The organism is Paenibacillus sp. J22R56 (genome assembly GCF_056269375.1).
In genome coordinates, this window is the sequence record NZ_JBWDNV010000012.1 from 84,621 (window position 1) to 106,138 (window position 21,518).

The 21,518-nt window shown below is 47.2% G+C and carries 13 protein-coding genes; 12 read left to right on the forward strand and 1 reads right to left on the reverse strand.

What is annotated here, in order from left to right; all coding sequences use genetic code 11:
* The first annotated feature begins 73 nt into the window (after positions 1-73).
* From AC0YNT_RS26415 to AC0YNT_RS26470, 12 genes are all read left to right on the forward strand, one after another.
* Complete coding sequence (locus AC0YNT_RS26415) at positions 74-2,410, forward strand: helix-turn-helix transcriptional regulator (RefSeq protein ID WP_475807296.1); 2,337 nt, start codon at positions 74-76, stop codon at positions 2,408-2,410.
* A gap of 220 nt (positions 2,411-2,630) precedes the next feature.
* Entirely contained in the window at positions 2,631-5,231 is a 2,601-nt protein-coding gene (locus AC0YNT_RS26420; RefSeq protein ID WP_475807297.1) for an exo-rhamnogalacturonan lyase family protein, read from the forward strand.
* The gene (locus tag AC0YNT_RS26425) at positions 5,228-5,917 is read left to right on the forward strand and encodes a DUF1961 family protein (RefSeq protein ID WP_475807298.1); all 690 of its coding nucleotides are present in this window, start codon (positions 5,228-5,230) and stop codon (positions 5,915-5,917) included. The genes AC0YNT_RS26420 and AC0YNT_RS26425 overlap by 4 nt, the downstream gene beginning before the upstream one ends.
* A gap of 30 nt (positions 5,918-5,947) precedes the next feature.
* Positions 5,948-6,745, forward strand: coding sequence for a polysaccharide deacetylase family protein (locus AC0YNT_RS26430; protein WP_475807299.1), 798 nt, complete (start codon positions 5,948-5,950; stop codon positions 6,743-6,745).
* Positions 6,746-6,855: 110 nt separating this feature from the next.
* On the forward strand, positions 6,856-8,121 hold the full coding sequence (locus tag AC0YNT_RS26435; RefSeq protein WP_475807300.1) for an FG-GAP-like repeat-containing protein: 1,266 nt from the start codon (positions 6,856-6,858) through the stop codon (positions 8,119-8,121).
* A 19-nt stretch (positions 8,122-8,140) separates the two neighbouring features.
* Positions 8,141-9,247 carry a rhamnogalacturonan acetylesterase gene (locus tag AC0YNT_RS26440; RefSeq protein WP_475807301.1) on the forward strand — a complete coding sequence of 369 codons (1,107 nt, stop codon included), beginning with the start codon at positions 8,141-8,143 and terminating at the stop codon, positions 9,245-9,247.
* Positions 9,248-9,574: 327 nt separating this feature from the next.
* On the forward strand, positions 9,575-14,023 hold the full coding sequence (locus tag AC0YNT_RS26445) for a fibronectin type III domain-containing protein (RefSeq protein ID WP_475807302.1): 4,449 nt from the start codon (positions 9,575-9,577) through the stop codon (positions 14,021-14,023).
* Between the two features lie 131 nt (positions 14,024-14,154).
* Entirely contained in the window at positions 14,155-14,967 is an 813-nt protein-coding gene (locus AC0YNT_RS26450) for a helix-turn-helix transcriptional regulator (protein WP_475807303.1), read from the forward strand.
* A gap of 77 nt (positions 14,968-15,044) precedes the next feature.
* Positions 15,045-15,989 (forward strand): proline dehydrogenase family protein, encoded by a 945-nt coding sequence (locus AC0YNT_RS26455; RefSeq protein ID WP_475807304.1) that lies wholly within the window; start codon positions 15,045-15,047, stop codon positions 15,987-15,989.
* Between the two features lie 32 nt (positions 15,990-16,021).
* Positions 16,022-16,939 carry a sugar phosphate isomerase/epimerase family protein gene (locus tag AC0YNT_RS26460; protein ID WP_475807305.1) on the forward strand — a complete coding sequence of 306 codons (918 nt, stop codon included), beginning with the start codon at positions 16,022-16,024 and terminating at the stop codon, positions 16,937-16,939.
* A gap of 249 nt (positions 16,940-17,188) precedes the next feature.
* Positions 17,189-19,855 (forward strand): discoidin domain-containing protein, encoded by a 2,667-nt coding sequence (locus AC0YNT_RS26465; protein WP_475807306.1) that lies wholly within the window; start codon positions 17,189-17,191, stop codon positions 19,853-19,855.
* Between the two features lie 108 nt (positions 19,856-19,963).
* A complete protein-coding gene (locus tag AC0YNT_RS26470; protein WP_475807307.1) occupies positions 19,964-20,620 on the forward strand; it encodes a DUF2238 domain-containing protein in 657 nt (218 codons plus the stop codon).
* A gap of 43 nt (positions 20,621-20,663) precedes the next feature.
* On the opposite strand, the gene AC0YNT_RS26475 is transcribed toward AC0YNT_RS26470, so the two are convergent.
* Positions 20,664-21,515, reverse strand: coding sequence for a helix-turn-helix domain-containing protein (locus AC0YNT_RS26475; RefSeq protein ID WP_475807308.1), 852 nt, complete (start codon positions 21,513-21,515; stop codon positions 20,664-20,666).
* Between the last annotated feature and the right edge of the window lie 3 nt (positions 21,516-21,518).

Consider the following 21,518-nt stretch of genomic DNA (forward strand, 5'->3'; position numbering starts at 1 on the left):
GAATTTCCTGCTTCCATTTATTCCAAATTTATTATAAGGTCAAGTTTATAATTAAAAGAAACGGGGGAATTGGATGCTCCAAGGAAGAAAAATATGGCGGAACCGGACTGAAAGCGGTAAAGGACGGTTTTTCAGAAAAAGCTTAATTATGATCTTCATCGTTTCCGGTATTCCCGGACTTATTATTGGAGCACTTGTCTATTGGATGGCCGGCGGCCGTATAGAAAGTGAATTGCTGCAGCTTCATTACCAGCAGATTGAGCAGCGCTCTGAGCAATTAGACGATCAATTAAGCAATTTGGAGCTTCTGCTTTCCCACTGGGCTTTTGATAATAAATTTGACTATAGCTTGAATGGACTTGATTTTGTTCATGAGTTTAAGAGAACGGATGACATTACAAAGACGCTGATTGCGATGCAGGGCTCAAATGCCTTAGTTAAGAAGGCAGAGCTGTTTGTTGGCGGAGACAGCAAGGTTCTGTTTAACCCTGAATATACGCCGCTGCAAACCCAGCAGGATTTAAGCATTTATAATAAGCTGATTCACGGTAAAACGGTGACCTATTGGACGCAATGGGCCTTTGATCCTACTCGTCCGGATGAGAAGGATTTAACACTTGTTCACCATATACCTGGCGGCAGTCCAAATCCGTTTGGCGTTCTGGTCTTCCGATTCGATAGTGCCAAAATCGCCAGCTTGCTGCAGACGATGACACCATATTACGAGGGTGAAGCATTCATGCTGCAGAAATCAGGGGATCTTTATGTTTCTGCTAACGGAAGCGCTTCCAATTCTCCGTTTGTGCAGGCGCTTCGTGACAAGATCGACAACATGAAGGAGGAGAGAGGTTCATTCTTCTTCGAATGGAAGGGCTCGACTTACACCGTCTCCTACGGAAGCTTGTCCAGAATTTCGGATGAATGGCTGTATGTGTCGGCTTCGCCAATTACAAGCATTATGTCACCGGTGATGTTCATATCCAAATTGATTATTACGGTTAGTCTCATCGCGCTGCTCCTTGCAGCATTGCTGTCTTGGCTGGCTTCTCATCGGATCTACTCCCCTGTGAAAAGGCTGGCTACCATGCTTGGCGGTCATTCTGGGGAAACCGCATGGAGCAGACAGGATGATGAATTTACGCTGATCGAGCAGCAATATCAGCATCTTCATAAGGAGCGGCTTGAACTGAATTCGAAGCTTGCGGAGCAGCTTCCACATGTGAAGGAAAGCTTCCTGCATCAGCTTCTGCAAGGTTATATGTACGCCTATTCCGAAGAAGATTTGCTGCGCCGAATGGAGCATTTTAAATGGGAGGTACAAGGCCGTCAATTTGTCGTATTGTTCATCCAATTGAATGGGATAGCGAATATAGACGAAACGTTCCGCAGCGGAGATGAAGGGCTGGTAACGTTCGCCGCCGTTAATATGATGAAGGAGCTTGCTTCTAAGCATTTTGAACAAAGTGATACGCTCAACTTTCATGATTTGACGGCAGGAATTGTTCTGCTTATACCGGAAAGTTGTTCCCATAAGGCAGAGCTCGAAGCGTTTAGCGAGGAGTTAACGACCTCAGTTAACCGCATCTTGAGAATGCGGGTGACGATGGCAATCAGTCGACAAACAGCACAAATTTCCGATCTTCCGAATGAATTCGAGCGGGTGAAGCAGGCGGTCAGCTACCGTAACTTTGATAACGCCAATCAGATTATTGATATGGAGCAAGGTGTGCTGGACGGAGAAGCATGGGCGGAGCCGCAGTATCCGTTTGCACTGGAGCGTGAGCTTATTCAGGCGCTTCGGACAGGCAAAGAGGAAGAAGCGTCTGAGCTGCTGCAAGCTTTTATCGGTACATTATCCTGCCAAGGTGCCAAGGAAATTGATGTTCAGCAAGGAATGCTTCATCTGCTTGGCAATGTACAGCATGCGATTATGGTGTCCGGCGTCAATCCGAACCGGCTGTTCAAAGGTGTGAATATGTATGAGCAGCTATCGCAAATTCGCGAGCCGAAGCGGATGCAGGCGTGGTTCAAGGACAAAGTACTTGCTCCGTTCCAGAAGGAGCTGAGCTGCCGCTCGAATTCTGAAGTCAAACGCCTAATTGAAGGCGCGATGATTTATTTGCAGCAAAATTATAGACATGATATTTCGCTAGATAACTGTGCGGAGCATGTCGGTACAAATCCGTTTTATCTCAGCAAATCGTTTAAAGTCGTGACGGGGAAAAATTTCATCGACTACCTCACAGAGCTTCGTATTGAGAAAGCCAAGGAGCTCCTTCGTGATTCAGAAATGAAAATTAACGATGTGGCGGAACAGGTTGGCTATCAGCACAGCTACTTCAACCGGATATTCAAAAAGCTTGAAGGCATGACGCCAACAAGCTATCGGGAGCAGAGCCAGCACTTGTAAAACAAGATCGTACAAACCGTGCAATAATGTGCAAATCGCATCCGAGTACTCCTGCAATAATGTCTCATTGAGCGTTAACAAGTGTTTTTCTAAAATATAAGAAAGTATAAATTTACTCTATACTGCGCTTATATTTCACCCGCGAAACGTAGGCTGCTCCTCCTAAGGACGGCGCAGCCGTTTACGCTTGAAATGAGACCACATGGAAGGAGATGAGGGCATGGCTTTGGACAAAACGATTCAGTTGCACAGCTTATCGCAAAAGGTGTCAATGCCGGTTGGTATGACTTGGGGTGTTCCTTGGAAGGAAGGCGAGCTTCGCCGGGATGAAGCTTTGCATCTTACACGAACGGAAGACGGAACGGCCGTTCCCATGCAGCATTGGGCAACGGCCTACTGGCCGGATGGAAGTGTGAAGTGGACCGCTCATGCAGCGGCAGAAACAGAAGGCGGTACAGATGCTTATTCGCTGACCAAAGGTGAAACCACATCTCCAAGGAAGCAGATTATAGTAACACAGACAGATGAAACAATTCAGCTTGATACAGGTGTTATGGTATTAACGCTTGGAAGAAGCGGCAGTCAGTGGCTGCGCAGTATTACCCGCGGCGGTGCTCAGGTGTGCAGCGGAGGCGAATTGATAGGCTTGAAGGAAAGCAGCAGCGAAGTATCGGGCATCAAGATGACTCGCACCGAACCATTCGAGAGCAGCATTCACCAAATGACCGTAGAGCAGGAAGGCCCGGTTCGAGCTGTTGTGAAAATCGACGGCAGACATCGTGCAGCCGGCAGTTCGAGAGTATGGCTGCCCTTCTCTATGAGGCTGTATGTCTATGCAGGGCTGGAAACGATTCGGATCGTTCATACGTTCTATTACGACGGCAATCCGAATGAGGATTTTATTAAAGGAATAGGTATTCGTTTTGCTATACCAATGAGAGGCGAGCATTATAACCGGCATGTCCACTTTGCAGGCGACAGCGGGCTATTCGCTGAATCACCCAAAACCCTTCATACACGAAGAACAAAAGGGAAGTACCGAGATCTGTTCGAGGAGCAGACCCTAGGACGATCAGTCAGCTTTGATCTAGAAGAAGACGCTTATTTTCTCAGTTTGTTAGATGACTCTGCAACATGGGATAGCTTCAAAATGATGCAGCAATCATCTGAGCATTACCGAATTTTGAAGAGGACAAGTGAAGGCTGCAGCTGGGTGAAAGTGACGGACGGACGGCGTGCAGGTGGAGTGGCTTATGTTGGTGGTTCTAGCGGTGGCCTCGCTTGTGGTCTAAGAAACTTCTGGCAAAAGCATCCCTCCGGGTTCGAAGTCCATGGAACCGCACAGGAGCAAGCTTCGCTTACGGTATGGCTGTGGTCCCCTGATAGCGAAGCGATGGATTTACGACATTATGATACGAAGACACATGTGGAATCCTCGTATGAGGGGGCGGAAGAGCTTCGCGCTACGCCATATGGCATTGCCAACACGAATGAACTGACCTTGTGGTGTACAGAGGAGACTCCGGCACCAGAGCTGCTGGAACAAATGAGGCAGGAAACAGATCATCCATCACTGCTAGTGTGCGAGCCAGCTTATTATCATGAGGCTGGGGCGTTTGGGATTTGGAGCTTACCGGATCGTTCAACCGATGAGAAGCGGGAGTTGGAGGAGCGGCTAGATGGTATTATTTCCTTTTACCAAGATGAGGTTGAGCAGCGTAAGTGGTATGGGCTCTGGGATTACGGCGATTTTATGCACAGCTATGATCCTGTCCGGCATGTCTGGAACTACGATCTAGGCGGCTGCGCATGGCAGAACACCGAGCTTGCACCAAATATGTGGCTATGGATCATGTTTCTGCGTTCGGGCAGGGAAGATATCTTCCGGATGGCAGAGGCGATGACCAGGCATACAAGCGAAGTGGATGTCTATCATTTTGGCGAATATGCAGGATTAGGCTCACGCCATAACGTTGTTCATTGGGGCTGCGGCTGTAAAGAAGCAAGAATCGGAATGGCTGGCCTGCACCGTTATTTTTATTATTTGACAGCGGATGAGCGGATCGGCGATATGATGGATGAAGTAAGAGACTCGGATTACACAACGGTTAATCTGGATCCGATGCGGTATTATTTTCCGAAAGATGAGCATCCAACGCATGTGCGGGTTGGTCCCGACTGGGCGGCCTTTAGCTCCAACTGGATGACCCGCTGGGAGCGTTACGAGGACACAGCTTACCGGGATAAAATACTAGTCGGAATCCATTCCCTCAAAGGAGCTAATTACGGACTGATCTCAGGTCCAACTTACGGCTACGATCCGAAGACTGGTGTCTTAACACCGATGGGTGATGACAACTGGGGTCGGCATTTGGCCATTTGTATGGGTGGTCCGCAGGTCTGGTTCGAGCTTGCTGGTATGCTGAAGGATCCACAGTGGGAAGAAATGATGGCCGAGTTAGGCGTGTATTATAACAAGTCCCAGGAAGAAAAGGATAAGCTTACCCATGGACAGATCAGCACGAAGCGCTTCGAGCATCCGGTGCTTAGCGCGGCGATCGTCGCCTATGGCGCTTACTATAAGAAGGATGAAGAAACCGCTAGGAAGTGCTGGGAGATTCTACAAGGTAATCCGTTTGCGACCGTTCATCTGCAAGAAGAGGCTTCTATTGTGACCCATGTCGATACACTGAAGGAAATTGACTGGATGAATACAAACGAGGCTGCGCAGTGGTCGCTCAATACGATTATTGCTTTGGAGCTGATAGCCGACTATCTTCCTAAGCAGCAAGAGCTGAAGCTGCAGGAGCAGTCCAAATGACGGAATTAAGCAGGCTCATTCCCGCCGATTGGAGAATGACTTATAACAATCCGCTGCAAACAGCTGATGATGTACGGGAGTTCCGAATGGAGGGGGACGCAGCGGTCTCCTTTCCTATGGGGCGGATGCGGCTGGAAAGTACAAGAGACGCTGCTGAAGGACAGGCAGCTAATCTCGTATTTTGGTGCCCGGAGCAGTTCCCGGCGGACCTCGCGGTAACCTGGGATTTTTGGCCCGTGCGGGAGCCGGGGTTGGCTATTGTTTTCTTTTGTGCGATAGGAAAGGAAGGACAGGATCTGTTTGATCCGAGGCTTGCCAATCGAAGCGGGATATACGATCAATATCATCATGGGGATATTGACGCCTTTCATATTTCTTACTTTCGCAGGCGATACCCGGAGGAGCGGCAGTTCCATACCTGCAATTTGCGGAAAAGCTACGGCTTTCATCTTGTCGCACAAGGAGCAGACCCGATACCGGATATCACGGATGCTGCAGGACCGTACCGGATGCTGCTGATGAAGCAGAGGACCGAAGTGTTGTTTGCGATTAACGATCTGGTGTTGTTCAGCTGGCAGGATGACGGCACAACATGGGGACCACTTCTAGGAGAAGGCAAACTTGGCTTTCGTCAAATGGCACCGCTTATTGCTGAGTATGGAAATTTACAGGTGTATGCCTCATAAGGTTCATGCATCATCTTAGGAGGAAACGGAATGTCGAGAATATTGATGTGCTTCCCCGAAGGGCGTAACAAAGCATTAACTCTTAGCTATGATGACGGCAGGGTGGCAGATCGGCGGCTGGTTGATATTTTTAACCGCAATGGGCTTAAAGGAACCTTTCATCTCAATTCTGGACTGTTTGGTCCTGCGGAAAAGGTAGGAGCCAATGAGGTGAAGTCGCTGTACGAGGGGCATGAGGTGTCAGCCCATACGCTGACTCATCCAACGATCGCTCGCTGCCCAAATGAGCAAATCGTTTATGAGATTATGGAGGACCGGCGCAATCTGGAAAGTATTGTTGGTTATACGGTGCGTGGCATGTCTTATCCGAACGGCTCATATAACCGCAGAATTAAGGATCTGCTGCCTGGCCTTGGGATCGAATATGCACGTGTTGTTCCAAGCTCTGGGAATTATGGGATGCCAGATGATTGGCATGAATGGATGCCGACCTGTCATCATAACCACGATCTGATGAAGCATGCGGAGGAATTTGTCAGCCTTCAGAAGACGCAATATTTGTACCTCATGTATGTATGGGGACATAGCTACGAATTTGATAACGACAATAACTGGGAGCTAATGGAGCAGTTCGGCCAATATATCGGCGGCAAATCGGATATTTGGTATTGTACAAATATTGAGCTTGTTGATTATACAAAGGCATTCGAAGGGCTGAGGTTCTCAGCGGGACTTAGCTTCGTCTACAATCCTTCGGTATTAAGTGTATGGCTGAATGTAGACGGGCGAACGGTTGAGGTGAAGGGCGGAGAGCAGATCAGTTTTTAAAACGAAGTAAGAATTGTCACCAAAAGCATGTGCCAATTCTTTAAGCGAATGCTTACGAGGCAAGAATTGTCACAAAAATCATGTGCCAATTCTTTTGAGGAGGGAATAAAATGACTCTACTAACAACGAAAGAACCGTTTCTTATAGGGAAGATAGATATTAAGGCGGCAGGGCCTCATTGTAAAATGCTGCTAGGCGACTTGAATGGTGACGGACGGATGGAGGTACTGCTTGTTCAGCCGGATAACCGCCAAGACGTGCGTTACATTCCTCATCAGGTCCAATGCTTGACCGCCTTCGATCTGGAAGGGAATGTGCTCTGGCAGGCAGGTCAGCCTGATCCTGGCGCAGGCCGCCAAGGCTCGGATTATCCCGCTCAAATCGCCGATATTGATGGAGATGGTAAGCTTGAGGTGCTCTGCGTTATGGAGAACCGCCTTCTTATTATTAACGGTCATGATGGAAGTGTACGATCGTCACATGAATTACCTGATCCTCATGCGCATGACTGCATTATCGTCGCCAATTTAACTGGCGGCACACATGCTGGAGAGATTATTTTGAAGGATCGTTATCATCGCTTATGGGCCTTAGACCGCCATATGAATCTGATTTGGACTTATGAGGGTAATCCTGGTCATTTCCCGTGGGTCTATGATCTGGACGGTGACGGATGCGATGAAGTGATGGCTGGTTATGATCTGCTGGATCATGACGGCATGTTCTTATGGAGCTGCCATGATCTGGAGGATCATGCCGATTGTATATGGGTTGGCGATGTGAATGGAGACGGAGAACCGGAGCTCGTCATTGGCGGCAGCGTTACCGTCATGTATGACCGTAATGGCAAGGAATTATGGCGCTATGAGGGTTCGGTTGAATCCCAGCACATTGCACTTGGACGATTTCGAACTGATCTTCCTGGCCTGCAGATTGCAGGACTGGACCGGCTCGTACGAGAAGATGACGGCAAAGGACTAGTCGGCAAGGATGCCTTGTTCCTGCTGGACAGCACTGGTCAGGAGCTGTGGAAGGAAGATCGTAAGACACCAGGCTGGCTGACGATTATCGAGACTTTACGCGGCTGGACGGAGGTTGCTCCGGACTATATTCTTGCTTTCCGGCGAGGCGGCGGTTTGTTCCCAACGCTTTATGATGGAAATATGAATCCGATTGTAGAGTTTCCTACAGAAGGTTATGTTGTTCATGCTGACTTATGGGGCAGCGGTACTGAGCAGGTCATTATTTATAACGAGGAAACGGCTGATATTTATTCCAGCAAGCCTGCTATTCTAAGTGAGTGTGTGACGGGTTCTCCACTTCCGCAGCCGAAGCGGCTTTCCAGCTCAACCTTATACCCCGGCGGGGAAATTTAGTAGAGGAGACATCAGATATATGACACAATCCTATCGCTTTGATTTTGGAACTGGAGCCCCTGCAGAGGGGTATACGAAGATAACACCACAATCGGTATATGATTCATTTACGGGATATGGGTTTACTCGGACAGACAAGGTGAATGCCAAAGATCGTGTAGAACCCGGTGCTCTGCGCAGAGATTTTTGTATCCCTGTTGAAACAGCTTTTCTGCTCGATGTAGAGGACGGCACCTATCGCGTCTCTGTCCTGCTGGGAGATGAAATTACTGCAACGGAAACAACGATTAAAGCAGGTGCTGGCAGACTCATGGTACATAAGCAGCGAACAACGCCAGGAAGCTTCTCGCGTTTAAGCTTTTCTGTCTGGGTGACGGATGGTCAGCTTAAACTGTCCTTCTCAGGGCTTGCCCCGCGAATTAATGCGATGGAGATCGAGCCTGCGCCTCAAGCCTGCACACTCTTTCTGGCAGGGGATTCCACGGTAACGGATCAGCCGGATGATGGATATCCGTATGCAGGATGGGGACAAATGCTGCCAATGTTCGTAAAGCAGGATGCGGCAGTAGCGAATTACGCATTGTCCGGCCGCAGCTCCAAAAGCTTTATAAGTGAAGGCGTGCTGGACAAGATTTGGAGCAGAATCAAGCCTTATGATTATCTGCTTATCCAATTTGGCCATAACGATCAAAAGCATGATGAAGAGCGTTACACTGAGCCTTTTACCACCTATAAACAAACACTCAAGCTGTATATTGACGGGGCACGTGAGAGAAAGGCAGTTCCGATTCTAGTCACATCCGTGCAGCGCAGGTTCTTTGAGGAGGACGGCTCTCTTCGCGATACACATGGCGACTATCTAACGGCTGTAAGAGAGCTTGCATCAGAAGAGAATGTACCGCTCATTGATTTGGCCAACTCTAGCAAAGCGTTATATGAGTCGTTAGGTCCGGAAGCAACAAAGAACCTGTTCATGTGGCTGGCACCTGGGGAGTTTATGAATTTCCCTGACGGAGTCGAAGACAATACGCATTTCCAGCAGCTCGGCGGCATTGAAATCGCGAAGCTGGTGTATGAAGAGCTGAAGGCGATGCGCCTGCAGCCATTGATGCTCTATTTGAGATAAAGATTAATAGATCTATTAATAATCAATCTATTATTCCAGCATTAACCGACAATAGAGTCGAAATATATTTATCTTTTTTAAGAAGATAGGCGGTTGCCATTTGAGGGTGGAAGGAGTACAATGTCTCCATGAAACCGCTTTCTTCTGATTTTTGCTTGTTGAAGGTAAATTAGGTTTTATTTATTTTGACTTTCATGTAACCGGTTTCATGAAATGGGTTTCTGAAAATGGGGGTGAACTGCAGAAGGATTTGCATTAATACATGGGATTTACGTGTTAGTCGTGTTTGCTCGTACTCTACTTTAATCAAAAGGGGAGATCATGAAAGTGCGGAAAAAACCGATTGCTTGGCTTCTTGTCTTATCCATTTGTGTATCCTTCTTTAATTTCTCATCCATGCCGAAGGTCTCGGCAGCTAGTGCTATTGATTTCCAAGATGATTTCTCTGATAACGATTATACGGCTTCTCCGACATGGACTGTCGCCATCGATCCTGCTACCAGCAAACCTATTGGCACTTGGGTCGTTGCTTCGGATCCAACTGATGCAAACAACAAAGTGTTGAACCAGACGGATGCAGGCGAGGGCATTATTACAACGGGTGAGAATTGGGACAATTCAACCGTAACGATGCGAATTTACACGGGGAATGGCGGAGCTTATCCGGGTATTCTGGCTCGTGTTCAAGATTATAAGAACTTCTACTATTTCCAAATGCAGACAACAACCGGTGTCGTATTATCCAAACGGATTAATGGGACAGATACAACGATCAAAACAGTTCCGTATACGCTAAGCAAAAATAAATGGTACACACTGAAGCTGGTGCTGAATGGCAGCTCGATCAGAGGCTATGTCGTTGAAAATGGCGTCGATAAGCTTTTGTTTGATGCCGTTGATTCGACTTATTCCAGCGGCAAGATCGGCATCCGAAATAAGTGGCAGGCGGTTCAAGTAGATGATGTCAAAGTTACCGGGATCCCTGCTGCAAACACATCTGCTATTCAATCCGATGAGGCTGCAAAAACGACCTCGTCCGTATCCTTGAGCTGGAATTCGGTAGAAGGTGCTGCCAGCTATAACCTTTATCGCTCTACAACTTCTGGCAGCGGCTACACCTTTGTGAGGAACACGACGAATACCAGTTATGTAGATACCGGATTAACCTCGGATACCAGTTATTATTATAAGGTTGCTTATCTATACGGCGGTTTGACCGAATCACAATGGTCTTCCGAACTAAGCGTACGAACGGTAGGTGTACCGCCAGTGGCACCTGCAGGGCAAACTGCTGTAGCAGTTGACTCATCGACCATAAATTTGAACTGGACAGCTGCTACTAAGGCAACGGGCTACAAAGTATCTCGTTCTTCGGATGCAGGTCAAACCTTCACAAAGATCTATGAAGGGACAGCTGTTAGCTTCCAGGATAAAAATTTATCGCCAAACACGGAATACAGGTATCAAATTATTGCATATAACACGTTTGGTGATTCACCAGCAGCTGCGGCACAGACTACAACCTATCTATTTGATTCCCCAGCACATTTTACAGCAAGCTCAACTGCTTCGACTGTAACCTTGAATTGGGATGCGATGCCAGGTACAGCAGTCACCTATACCCTTAAGAAATCGACAAGCGCAACGGGTACATTCACCACATTGTACACTGGACCAAACACTACCTATACGGACACCGGCTTAACGCAAGGTGCAGGGTATTTCTATAAGCTGAGTGCTGTAGTTGACAGCGTAGGTTCAGCGGAGTCCACTCCGCTTGGCATCAGCGCTACTCGAACGGCAATTGTTCCGAGTGCAATTTGGACCGATACAAAGGGACTTGCTATTGATGCTCATGGTGCAGGCTTTATGTACGATGAGAAGACGCAAAAATACTACTGGTACGGGGAATATCACAAAGGTGCTTGGCCATCTGGCGGTGTTCGAGTCTACTCTTCCACCGATCTTCTGAACTGGAAAGATGAAGGCATGGCGTTGTCACTCATCCAGTCCAAGGATGATTTCACGAATGTAAACTCTCCAGTCTATGACCTGTATAAAGACAGAACGGACACGGACAACATTTGGGCGGATATCCGTAAAGGAAGAATCGTTGAAAGACCAAAAGTTGTCTATAACGATGAAACAAAGAAATACGTCATGTGGGCTCATATCGATGGCGACAAGAATGCTGACAATGATGCCCAGAACTACGGAAAAGCTCAAGCCGGCGTCGCGATCAGCGATTCGCCAACAGGACCATTCGTCTACCAACGAAGCTATCGGATGGACATGACACCTGCAGGGCAAACGGATTATCATCCGAGCGATAAAGGTATGGCACGGGATATGAACCTGTTCAAGGATGATGACGGTACTGCATACCTCATCTATTCGTCTGAAGAGAACTTGACGATCTACATCTCGAAGCTTACGCCGGATTACTTGGACGTTTCAGGCTGGCATAAGGACGGACTTACGGATGAAGATGGAAATCCTGTTCGGGATACCACTTACAAGTCCGTTTATGGCGTTGATTATGTTCGAGTATTCCCAGGTGCTCAGCGCGAAGCACCGGCGATGTTCAAATATAAAGGCAAGTATTATATGATCACATCAGGTGCGACAGGATGGGCAGCGAACCAGAACAAATACACGGTTGCAGATAACATCTTCGGAACGTGGTCTCCGATGACGGATCCTTTCGTTCGTACATCGGCAAGTGATCCAGATCCAACGAAAGCTTTTAATACACAATCTACCTTTGTTATACCGGTTGATGCGCAGGCAGGGAAATTCATCTATGTCGGCGACATCTGGAATGGCGGCAACTTCGCTAATGATGGCGCGAAATATGTGTTTCTTCCAATCGAATTTGGAATGGGTACAGATATTGCAATCAAATGGTACTCCAGTTGGACAACAGATCTGCTTGATGCGATGGGTCAGGTGAATGTGACAACTAAATTCCCTGAAGCCGTTACTCTTGGTGAAGTGCCTAATCTGCCAGATAATGTTGAAGTGCTGGAGAATGGTGGAACGGTCTCCACTCCGGTAACCTGGTCACTCGATTCCCATGCGCTATCCGCAGCAGATTTCTCGAAGCCGGGACCGGTTACGGTACAAATGACGCTTCCGAATTATCACAATAAGGTACAAAGCGTTAAGCTGGTTGTCATTCCGGACAATACATTGTATTTCGTTAATGCGGGTGGGTATGCAACTCCCGATTACAACCTGATTGCATCTTATATGCAAGATACACTAGCGAACAAAGGAGTTGTAGAACAGGCCTATAATCAAGATGACACAACACCATGGGGTTACTTAGGGACAAACTCTGCGTCTTCCGGATCGACTAGCGGTGACATTTTCTCAACCGTCCGTTATTTGAACGGAGGCAATGTAGCTAATTCTGCAGCAGGCACTGATTTGTCTTATAGGTTCACGTTAGAGAATGGCTCGTATGATGTTTACCTGGGCTTTAACGACCCCTGGACAAACACATCAAGAAAAGCGAATCTGCTGTTTAACGATACGGTAAAGGGTGCCATCACGTTTACGCCAAGTAATGTCATGGCTTATACCGGCGTTAATATCACAAACGGATCACTGAATGTAACCGTAAGAAACACCGCTGCACAGGATCCAATGATCAGCTGGATTATGATCGTTAAACCTGATTTAGCACCATCCGGGGACACTTCCATGGGCCTCAAGGCTGAAGCAGCGTCCTCGACAAGCGTTAAGCTGACTTGGAATAAAACAACAGGAGCACTTGGCTATAATCTGTATCGTGCGGACAGTGAAGAAGGCCCGTACACGAAAGTGTACAGCGGTACAGCTGGAACTTACACCGATACTGACTTACCATCAGAACATACCTATTACTACAAAGTGGGTGTGATTGGCGGTTCAAGCACGGAGTCGGCTGTGTCTAGTGTACAAAGTATCTTGATTGAACGTACAGCGCAGGAAATTGCTGACGGTATTACAGCAATTGAAGCACCAGCGAAGGATGCAGCTACACTAACGCTGCCACAAGTTCCAGCTGGCTTCACGCTTTCCATTCTCTCTTCGGACAGTGAAGTGATCGGCACGGATGCCGTTATTACACCGCCAGCAGCTGAAGCAACGGTTCAACTGGTACTGCGTGTGACTCGAACTTCGGATAACTCGACTGCAGATACAGAAGCCATCTCTGTTGTTGTGCCAGTTAAGAGTCCAGAAGCACAGGAAATCGCAGACGGGATTACGTCAATCGAAGCACCTGCAAAGGATGCGACAACATTGAAGCTGCCTGAAGTACCAGCAGGCTATACAATTGCCATCCAATCCTCTGACAGCGCCGTAATAGGGACGGATGGTGTTATCACGCCACCAGCAGCTGCAACAACGGTTCAGCTGGTGCTCCGTGTAACTCGTACTTCGGATCATACAGTCGCTGAAACGGCAGCCATTACGGTCATAATACCTGCTGCAAGTGAAAGTACGGCACAGAAAATTGCAGACGGCATTACGTCAATCGCTGCACCAGCGACAAATGCTAAGTATGTTACGCTGCCAGAAGTACCGGAAGGCTTCACGATTGCTATCCAATCATCAGACAGCAAAGTAATCAAAACGAATGGTAAAATTACTCCTCAAAAAACAGACACGACGGTTTATCTCGTGCTTCGAGTAACAAGAATCTCAGATGGTTCAGAAGCAGATACGGTTTCTATTGCGGTAATCGTACCTGCGAAGAGCCATGGAAACTCCGACAAAAAGGACTGAGGCTCCAGTACAACCAATACACCTGTAGGAGTTAAGTATGAGGGCAATCCAGAAGCAGGCAATCTGCTGGATTGCCCTTTTTTAGTAAGCTGTTATAATAGGCCCTATATCAAGGGGGTGTACCATAGATCATGCCGGATGTAATGTTTTACCGGGATCATTCCCTTCCATTCTTGGAAGCTAAGCATTGTTTGAAGAGTGATCTTGCTTATCAAAAGCATTTCCATGAAGAGTATTCGATAGGGTTGATTGATACAGGGGAGACATATGCGTGGTGCGACGGGTCAATGCACCGGGTGGACGCAGGAAGAATGATTAGTTTTCCTCCAATGATGCTCCATGCTTGTCATCCGGAAGAAGGCGCAGACTGGAGTTACAAGATGCTGTTTATTAAGCAGGAATGGCTTCAAGGTCTGAAGCAGCAGGAGCTTGACCAGCTACATATCCCTTTTTTACTTGGAGAGGGGAAAAACAAAGCTTGCCGACTCTATTTAAATCAAACGATGGATTCATTAGCAGGGTCAGGTACACCACTTGCGATAGAAACATCGCTAATCGAATTGATGCAGGCTATTGTAAGTCCTAATATGTCCGATTTTGAGCATAGAGGCCGCAGCATGAAACAAGATCGGAAATACGTTAATCTAGTAAGTGAATATTTGCATGAGCATTATACGGAAAAGATTACGCTAGACGACCTCGAGCGTATAACGGGTATCAGCAGATTTCATCTCATTCGTTTATTCAAGCAATCGAGCCATTTGCCTCCGCATGCCTATCAGAACTTGCTGCGAATCAATCATGCTAAGACAGAACTCATGAAGAAGCAGCGGCCGATAGCAGATATTGCGGCGGAAGCGGGATTCTATGACCAGAGCCATTTTTCGAGAGCCTTTAGCAGAATCGTAGGAGCTACCCCGCAAAAGTACGCCATATCTATGTAATAGAAAGAGCAATTTTATACAATACCGCCGCTCCGTTCTCACGTACAATGAGGGCAATTGAGAAAGGGAGTGGCATCATGGTTCAATATTTGGAACTGGAACAGCAATTTACAGCTGCATTTAAAAAAATGGCAAGGCGCGCGGATCTAAAAGCCTATGTAGAGAAAACCCCGGAGTTAAACCGGATTTTGCGTCAGGCTGCTTTGCGGTATATTGCTGGAGATAATCTTCAAGACGGAATTGCTGCCGGGACAAAACTTGTAGGAAGGGGTTATTCTCTTTCCATCGAATATATTGGGGAGAATACGCTAAATGTCTCAGAATGTGAACAGGCTGCAGCAGAGATGAAAGCGCTTATCTATGAATTGAAGAAGACTGGAATCCCGGCCAGGGTATCGTTTGATTTGTCACATATCGGGCTGTCCATAAGCAAGTCGCTCGCATATTCCTGTTTGATAGAATTGGCCGAACAGGCAGCAGATACGGATATTGAGCTGTTTATCAGCATGGAAGAGTCGGGAAAAACAGATGACATATTATCCGTCTATAAACAGGCAGCAGCTGTCTTTTCCGGTATTGGCATTACATTGCAGGCACATCTGCTGCGAACACCGGATGATTTGGCAACCCTCACATCGCCTTGTCGGATTCGTATTGTGAAAGGGGCTTATCAAGAACCGGAAAGCCTCTCAATCTCCCGGTCACCTGAGTTGAACCAACGTTATTTGCAACTGGTTGAAAAGGCAATCCAACAAGGGCATCTGTTTTCTATCGCAACCCATGACGAAGTGATGATTAACTCTGTACTGGAACGTGAATGGCTGGAAATTAATCAAGCTGAAATCGAAATGCTGTACGGTATTCGTCCGGACCTGGCCAGTAGACTTCAAAAAGCCGGTAAACCCGTACGTATTTATGCTCCTTACGGGCAGGAATGGTATTTGTATTTATGTCATCGAATTGCCGAGTATCCGCCTAATCTGTATCAGGCTGTTATCGATATGGTAAGCAAACAGGAATGAACAACAACTACTAGAATGGAGTGTGTTCAATTATGGCAACGAATAATTATCACATAAATGACGGTTCCTCACTTGCGCCAAGAATAGAGCTGCAGCAGTCCTGGTGGGCCATGATCGGCCTTGGAGAGAATGGCCTGGAGTGGACGATGGAAGAGAAGTTTGAGCGGATTGCGGCTGCCGGGTTCACCGGTATAAGTGCAACTATGCCGGCTGAACAGGATTATGCGGAATGGCATCGTCTGCTGGATAAGTATCAGTTTACCTTCAGTACGGTTGCTTTCCCATCAAGTAAGAGCGACATGAGGGATATCCTGGACACAGTGAAGCAATTTGGCAGGGTGCAATATATTAACTCTCAGGTCATGGATTCATTTGTTGTTGGTGATGAGGCTGTCCAATTGCTGCAAGATCTTCTTGAAGCGTCAAATGAAGCGGGTATTCCACATTTTATCGAAACACATCGGGGAAGGATCACACAGGATTTGCTCCGGACGACAGACTATGTACGTGCATTGCCGCAGTTACAGCTGATTATTGATTTATCGCATTACATCGTTGCCGGTGAATTAGACGGTGGTGTCGGCAGCCGCGCAGAGGCAGAGTTTGATGTTCTCTTGGAACGGACGGCAGGTATTCATGCCCGCATCTCGAACGGGGAGCAGGTTCAGATTGATATCGGTAAGAGCGGCAAACATCAGATGGTAGAGAATTTCAAACGCTGGTGGCGTAAAGGGATGCAGAACTGGTATGCGAATGCAGTCCCTGGCGATATTCTCTCTTTTGTTCCGGAGCTTGGTCCTCCAGGATATGCGATTACGCGGCTGGATGAGAATGGCCGGGAAATCGAAACGACTGACCGCTGGCAGCAGGCGCTTCTCTTGAAGCAAATTGCCGAGGAGCTGTGGCAAGAGGTTGTAGCCGAAGCTGCGTATAAGAATGCTGTACGTTAAATAGAGGCAAACGCTGCTGCTCACTCATGTGGGCAGCTTTTTTTGTGTTCAAAGACAGAAATGATCAATAAAATTCCCTGTTTTGCCAATTTATCTTCTAAATGATCAATCGGAATGAAGGTTTTGCCCATACCCAGATGAAGCATAGCCGTTCTATAATTTGGGTGTTTCGTCAGGAAAAAACAGGAAGGAGAGTTCAGTGACTTGTAATCGCTATCATTTTGAATCATGAGAAGGAGGAACTAGTGGATGAAGAAATTTTTATGGATGATGACTGTTTGTTTAGCGATAAGTACCTTACTGACAAGCTCGTTTGGAAGAGAGGTGCATGCAGCTGGAGAAGCGGTGCCTCCGGGAACGATCCCGCTAGGAGCAGACGGCCGAAGCCAGTTGTATCCGGACAATTGGTACCCGGGTTATGAGGATGGAGAAGGCAGATTCCTTCATGATTTCTCGTATGCGGGTTATCACCGGGGAGAAGCACTCATTCCGAATGTAGAGTTAACGGGCAGTATAGATGTAACTAAAGCGCCGTATCTTGCGGACTCTACAGGACAGACCGATGCGACTTCGGCCATCCAGCAGGCGATTAATGATGCATCTGCCGCTGGCGGTGGTGTCGTGTATTTGCCGGAGGGTACTTATAAGCTGAACCCGCCTGAGGGACAAGCTTACGCTCTTGGCATTAACGCAAGTAATGTAGTGCTAAAGGGCGCAGGTATCGGTAAGACGTTTCTGTATAATGCATCCGAATTTATGAAGCAAAAAGATATTATTCGGATTGGCAACGGAGATTGGGTGAAGACAGATACGTCAGTGAAGCTGCGCAAGTCTGTCACGAAACCAACCGTACTGCTTCCTGTTGAGAGTACAGCCGGATTTGCGGTTGGTGATTATGTTCTAATAACCTTTGAAACAACGCAGGAATTCCTCGCGGAGCTGGGAATGCAGAGTAAATGGGCCTCACGGCTTGGGAAAGTAGAGCCGATCTTTTACAGACAAATCCTTGCTGTAGATGAGGCGCACCATACACTTACGGTTGATGTTCCTACCCGTTACCCGCTGAAGACAAGAGATAATATTACCGTGACAAAGACACAGGCTCCAATCTCGGAGATTGGTTTGGAGGATTTCTCAATTGCGAATGTCCAGAACTCCAAGAGTGGTCTAGGTGAGGATGATTATAAGGTAGAAGGAACGGCTGGTTATGAGACAGATAACGCAAAAGCCATTAACGTTATTGCAGCTGCAAACAGCTGGATTCGCAACATCAGCACGTATAAGCCAGATGGCAATTCAACCTACCATCTTTTATCCAAAGGCATCATTCTTGACCGGACGAAAAATGTAACCGTCGACAATGTGACGATGCAGTACCCGCAATACCGCGGCGCGAATGGCAACGGTTATTTGTATCAATTTATCGGCAACGATAACTTGATTACAGATAGCAAAGCGATTGGTGCAAGACATAGCTTCACCTATGCGAATTTCTCTGCGAACGGCAATGTGATGCATAACGTGTACTCGGAGAATTCCTCGCTAATGTCCGATTTCCATATGTATCTGAGCATGGCGAATCTCATTGACAATATGACGGTAAACGGCGATGGCATCTCAGCTATTACGCGGGATTATGGTTCGTCAGCTACCAATAGGCATGGCGTGGTTACGACGGAAAGTGTGTTCTGGAATACGACAGGACTTGCCGCTCACAGCAGCAAGAACGGCATTATTGTGGAATCCGAGCAATTCGGGAACGGTTATGTCATTGGAACCAAAGGTCCGGTGAACGGTGTTAATGTTCAGATTACCGGTTCGATTCCTGAAGCAGACACCAAGCCGTTTGATATGGCGGAAGGCGTTGGTGAAGGAGATCGTTTATCACCGCAAAGCTTATTCGAGGATCAATATACAAGGCGGGAAAGTCAACTGGCAACAGGACTATCCTCGCTGCTCGTGAATGGTGAACCATTGGATGGCGTACAGTTTCTGAAAACGGCATATACGGTTGTTTTGCCTTACGGAACAAAGGATACGCCAACTCTTGAGGCTACAGCTCTTGCCAGCGATGCGATCGTCAAAGTCGAACAGCCGGCAGCACCTAACGGCACGGGTACGATTCATGTCACAAAGAATGGGCAGACGCAGGACTATAAAATAACGTTCCAAGTGGCTGCTAATCCCGCTCTTCCTAAGAGTATCTCGATCTCTCCTGATCGATCTGTTCTTGGCTGGCGCGTCACTAGTGATGCGATAAGTGTTGGTCATGAAGGAACGCTGAAGTCACTCATTACGCTGAATTATGGAGAGACGATCGATCCGGTTCAGGCGGACATTAAGGTCAAGTACACTGTTGATAACAAAGAATTAGGCAGTATAAAGAAAGGTAACGTGTTTAAAGCGAAAAAGCCTGGAACGGTGAAAATTACCGCAACAACCAAGATGAACGGCACCGAAGTTTCGGCTTCAAGAACATTTACGGTATTGGAAGCAATGGCTGAGCCGGAAGGTAAGCTTGCAGCAATAAAGCAAGTGACGGCAAGTGCAAATGACGGAAACCTTCCGATCAATACGATGGATCGTGATCCGGATTCCAGATGGTCGGCCGACGGCAGCGGACAATATTTGCTCGTCGAGCTGGAGAAGGTGAAGAAGATCGATCAGGTCAGCATTTTGTTTTACAATGGCAACACTCGCTACAGTACCTTTGATATTGAGGTATCTGAAGATGGTGTTCATTATGTGAAAATCCTTGATCATCAGAAGAGCAATAAGCCTTCACCAAATGCAGCCGAAAGCTTTGTTTTCCCTAAGCCGGTCAAGGCTAAATACATCAAATATGTTGGCTACGGCAATGAACTGAATGGCTGGAACAGCATTGTAGAATTTTGGGCACATGTAGCTAAGAAATAAGCTTAATTATCGGCAGGAGAGGGATATCCCTCTCCTTTTTCATATGATAGGATGCTTCCTGCCATTTCGGGAAAGCTAATCCTAATTATGGATAAAGGGGGCTTCCGCATGACAGGCTGGTCCAAATGGCTGCGAAGCCATCTGATTCCTTTCAAGCAGAATAGACTATTGCAGATTATTATCGCGGTGTTCATCGTGTTTTGGATCATCATGGCGATCCGGCCCTCAGACTGGAAAATCTGGGCGGTCGAAAACGCACTATTGCTTGTTTTCATCATTGTTCTGGCTATCGTATACCGTAAATTTCCGCAGAGTAATTTATCGTATCTTCTTATCGCCTTTTTCCTTGCCATGCATGCTTATGCTGCACATTATACGTATCAGAATACACCAATGGATGAATGGCTGAAGCAGGCCTTTCATATCAAAAGAGGCTTTTATGACCGGATCGTTCACTTTGCTTTTGGTCTGTTTATTGCTTTCCCAGTGCGGGAGGCTGTCCAGTATTTTCTGAAGCTTCGCTCGAAATGGCCGCCCTATATCGTGACGTTTACGATGATAATGACGGCAAGTGCCTTATATGAGCTGCTCGAAATGTGGTCGGCTTATCTGTTTAACCGGAAGATGGCAGCCCAATACATTGGACTCGAGGGCGATCCATTTGATGCGCAGAAGGATATGACATGTTCTCTCTTTGGTGTCCTGCTGGCTATTGTGATCTTTCCGATTTTACATAAAACGCTAAATAAAAGACGTACCCAATAACCCCTTTCAGCTCACAAAAGCTGAGAGGGGTTATTTGCTTAAATCAATGATTTAACAGGTATTGTTTGGGTGTCTTCCCGAAGGTGCGTTTGAACATTCGGATAAAATAACTTGTCTCCATGCCCACAATTTCGGCTATTTTCTCAATCGTGATACCAGACTGCTCCTGAAGCAGCTCCATCGATTTGCGCATACGCAGCTGCAGGATATACTGCTGGGGGGTTACTCCAAATTGCTCAACAAAAAGCCGGTGAAAATGCTGGACGGAATAACCGGCCGATCTGGCGACATTAGCCAGCGCAAGACGCTCATTGTAATGTTCATGCATTAACTGGACAGCGGTTTGAAGCGCAGCATTGGCCTGTCTGGAAGGAGATTCATTCTTGTTAGCCTTCTTTGATGCGGATTGCCCTTCCAGAATCGTGAGTATCATATTGTACATTCGTTTTGACGATTCCCAGTAGGCATGCTCTCCGTTCTGACTAATCAAGTACCACAGAGATTCTAGTTGATCCCATAAGCTGTCGAAATGACGTGTAGTTACCGTATTCATGAGCAGTTCGTCCATTTGCAGCATTAAAGGTTCAGCAGTATAACCCCGGAAAGCAACAAAGCCTAATTCCCAGTTCTCCTCATCTCGTTCAGGATAATATTCATGAGACGTATTGGCAGGCAAAATAAGGATGGTTCCAGGAGATAATCTCAGCTCCTGATGTCCATCTATACGGAATCGGCCATAGCCGCTGCGGGATAGGAAAATTTGATGAGCGGGATAACCTTCGGGCCTATCCAGATGCTTTTGCGCATGGCTGCCGACACAACAGACATAGAGCGGTAGAAGCTGTTCCAGATTGGCAAATTGAGCAAGCAGGAAGGGCATCATAACGGCCTTCATTCA

What these genes read in the sequence shown, in the direction of transcription:
- AC0YNT_RS26455 (WP_475807304.1), top strand. Translation starts at nt 15,045, where the DNA reads ATGGTTCAATATTTGGAACTGGAACAGCAATTTACAGCTGCATTTAAA.
- AC0YNT_RS26460 (WP_475807305.1), top strand. Translation starts at nt 16,022, where the DNA reads ATGGCAACGAATAATTATCACATAAATGACGGTTCCTCACTTGCGCCA.
- AC0YNT_RS26420 (WP_475807297.1), top strand. Translation starts at nt 2,631, where the DNA reads ATGGCTTTGGACAAAACGATTCAGTTGCACAGCTTATCGCAAAAGGTG.
- AC0YNT_RS26475 (WP_475807308.1), bottom strand. Translation starts at nt 21,515, where the DNA reads ATGAAGGCCGTTATGATGCCCTTCCTGCTTGCTCAATTTGCCAATCTG.
- AC0YNT_RS26430 (WP_475807299.1), top strand. Translation starts at nt 5,948, where the DNA reads ATGTCGAGAATATTGATGTGCTTCCCCGAAGGGCGTAACAAAGCATTA.
- AC0YNT_RS26415 (WP_475807296.1), top strand. Translation starts at nt 74, where the DNA reads ATGCTCCAAGGAAGAAAAATATGGCGGAACCGGACTGAAAGCGGTAAA.
- AC0YNT_RS26465 (WP_475807306.1), top strand. Translation starts at nt 17,189, where the DNA reads ATGAAGAAATTTTTATGGATGATGACTGTTTGTTTAGCGATAAGTACC.
- AC0YNT_RS26425 (WP_475807298.1), top strand. Translation starts at nt 5,228, where the DNA reads ATGACGGAATTAAGCAGGCTCATTCCCGCCGATTGGAGAATGACTTAT.
- AC0YNT_RS26450 (WP_475807303.1), top strand. Translation starts at nt 14,155, where the DNA reads ATGCCGGATGTAATGTTTTACCGGGATCATTCCCTTCCATTCTTGGAA.
- AC0YNT_RS26435 (WP_475807300.1), top strand. Translation starts at nt 6,856, where the DNA reads ATGACTCTACTAACAACGAAAGAACCGTTTCTTATAGGGAAGATAGAT.
- AC0YNT_RS26440 (WP_475807301.1), top strand. Translation starts at nt 8,141, where the DNA reads ATGACACAATCCTATCGCTTTGATTTTGGAACTGGAGCCCCTGCAGAG.
- AC0YNT_RS26470 (WP_475807307.1), top strand. Translation starts at nt 19,964, where the DNA reads ATGACAGGCTGGTCCAAATGGCTGCGAAGCCATCTGATTCCTTTCAAG.